Origin of the sequence: Mycobacterium sp. E3247, assembly GCF_001667785.1 — a bacterium.
Lineage (GTDB): Bacteria > Actinomycetota > Actinomycetes > Mycobacteriales > Mycobacteriaceae > Mycobacterium.
In genome coordinates, this window is sequence record NZ_LZJG01000054.1 from 1 (window position 1) to 2,545 (window position 2,545).

General features: G+C 69.4%; 4 protein-coding genes. All 4 read left to right on the forward strand.

The window, feature by feature from the left end:
* The coding region (locus A9X04_RS03025) for an acyl-CoA carboxylase subunit beta (RefSeq protein ID WP_304442383.1) at positions 1-756 on the forward strand (756 nt) is incomplete at its 5' end.
* Complete coding sequence (locus tag A9X04_RS03030; RefSeq protein WP_067917622.1) at positions 753-1,001, forward strand: acyl-CoA carboxylase subunit epsilon; 249 nt, start codon at positions 753-755, stop codon at positions 999-1,001. The genes A9X04_RS03025 and A9X04_RS03030, both read left to right, overlap by 4 nt.
* Complete coding sequence (locus A9X04_RS03035) at positions 998-1,645, forward strand: nucleoside triphosphate pyrophosphatase (RefSeq protein ID WP_067917624.1); 648 nt, start codon at positions 998-1,000, stop codon at positions 1,643-1,645. The genes A9X04_RS03030 and A9X04_RS03035 overlap by 4 nt, the downstream gene beginning before the upstream one ends.
* Before the next feature lie 100 nt (positions 1,646-1,745).
* A partial coding sequence (locus tag A9X04_RS03040; RefSeq protein ID WP_067917626.1) for a sulfurtransferase occupies positions 1,746-2,545 on the forward strand: 800 nt, incomplete at its 3' end.

A 2,545-nucleotide genomic window follows, 5' to 3' on the forward strand; every position in this document is an offset into this window, starting at 1 on the left:
GAGCTGGACACGCTGATCCCGGACTCGGCCAACCAGCCCTACGACATGCACGAGGTGATCACCCGCATCCTCGACGACGACGAGTTCCTGGAAATCCAGAACGGCTACGCCACCAACATCATCGTCGGGTTCGGCCGCATCGAGGGCCGGCCGGTGGGCATCGTGGCCAACCAGCCCACCCAGTTCGCCGGCTGCCTGGACATCAACGCCTCGGAGAAGGCGGCGCGGTTCGTGCGGACCTGCGACTGCTTCAACATCCCGATCATCATGCTGGTGGACGTCCCGGGCTTCCTGCCGGGCACGGGCCAGGAATACAACGGCATCATCCGGCGCGGCGCCAAGCTGCTGTTCGCCTACGGCGAGGCCACGGTTCCGAAGATCACCGTCATCACCCGCAAGGCCTACGGCGGCGCGTACTGCGTCATGGGCTCCAAGGACATGGGCTGCGACGTCAACATCGCCTGGCCGACCGCGCAGATCGCGGTGATGGGCGCCTCCGGGGCCGTCGGCTTCGTCTACCGCAAGCAGCTGGCCGAGGCGGCCAAGGAGGGCAAGGACGTCGACGCGCTGCGGCTCGAGCTGCAGCAGGAGTACGAGGACACGCTGGTCAACCCGTACGTCGCCGCCGAGCGGGGCTACGTCGACGCGGTGATCCCGCCCTCGCACACCCGCGGCTACATCGGCACGGCGCTGCGGCTGCTGGAACGCAAGATCTCACACCTGCCCCCCAAGAAGCACGGGAACATCCCGCTGTGAGCGAGGAAGCCGTGAGCGACGAGGCCGCACAGCCGCACGAGCCGCACATCCACATCGTCAAGGGACACCCCACCGACGAGGAGCTGGCCGCGCTGGTCACCGCGCTCGGCCTGGTGGGCGGCGGTGCCCCCGCGCCCACCGAGCCCGAGCCCACCCGCTGGGGGCAGCCGGTGGACCGGCTGCGGTTTGCGATGTCGAACTACCAGCGGCTCACCATGCAGCAGATGACGCACATGAAGCGTTGACCCGCCTGGTCCTCGGGTCGGCCTCGCCGGGCCGCCTGAAGGTGCTGCGGCAGGCCGGCGTCGATCCGCTGGTCGTGGTTTCCGGTGTGGACGAGGACGCCCTCATCGCCGGGCTGGGGCCCGGCGCCGCGCCGGCCGAGGTGGTGTGCGCGCTGGCGGCCGCCAAGGCCGAACGCGTGGCGGGCGAGCTGGACGGGGCCGTCGCGGCGGATTGCGTTGTCCTGGGCTGTGATTCGATGCTGCACCTGGACGGTGAGCTGTGCGGCAAGCCCGGCTCGGCCGACGCCGCGATGGCCCAGTGGCGCGGCATGGCCGGCCGGTCCGGCCGGCTGCACACCGGGCACTGCCTGCTGCGGCTGAGCGACGGGGCCGTCATCGGCCGCGAAGCGCAATCAGCCTGCACCACAGTGCGTTTCGCCGATCTCTCCGACGCGGACCTGCGGGCCTACGTCGCCAGCGGCGAACCGCTGAGCGTCGCCGGCGGGTTCACGCTCGACGGGCTGGCCGGCTGGTTCGTCGACGGGATCGACGGCGACCCGTCGAACGTGATCGGCGTGAGCCTGCCGCTGCTGCGGTCGATGTTGCAGCGGGCGGGGCTCTCGGTGAGCGCGCTGTGGGCACCACCAACTGATCTCGAGACTTGAATCATGGCGACCCGCCGCGGCGTGTCGTCGCCATGACTTAAGTGTCGCGGTAGGCAGCGGCCGTGAGTGGCCTCACACCCCTGACGGTAGGCTCGGTTGCGTGGCATTACCCCCCGATCCGAGCCCGACGCTGAGCGACTACGCACACCCCGAACGGCTGGTCACGGCCGACTGGGTCTCCGCCCACCTGGGCGCCCCCGGCCTGGTGATCGTCGAATCCGACGAGGACGTCTTGCTCTACGACGTCGGCCATGTCCCGGGCGCCGTCAAGATCGACTGGCACACCGACCTCAACGACCCCAGGGTCCGCGACTACATCAACGGCGAGCAGTTCGCGGAGTTGATGGACCGCAAGGGCATCTCGCGCGACGACACCGTGGTGATCTACGGCGACAAGAGCAACTGGTGGGCCGCCTACGCGCTGTGGGTGTTCACGTTGTTCGGCCACCCGGACGTGCGCCTGCTCAACGGCGGTCGCGACCTGTGGCTCCGGGAAGGCCGGGACGTGACGCTGGACGTGCCGACCAAAACCTCCACCGGCTACCCCGTCGTCGCCCGCAACGACGAACCCATCCGGGCCTTCAAGGACGACGTGCTGGCCATCCTGGGCACCCAACCGCTGATCGACGTGCGCTCGCCCGACGAGTACACCGGCAAGCGCACCCACATGCCCGACTACCCCGAGGAAGGCGTGCTGCGCGGCGGTCACATCCCCACGGCCCGGTCCATCCCGTGGGCCAAGGCCGTCGACGAGAGCGGGCGATTCCGCAGCCGCGAGGAGCTCGAGGAGCTCTACGACTTCATCACCCCCGACGACAAGACCGTCGTGTACTGCCGCATCGGTGAGCGGTCCAGCCACACCTGGTTCGTGCTCACCTACCTGCTGGGCAAGCCCGGGGT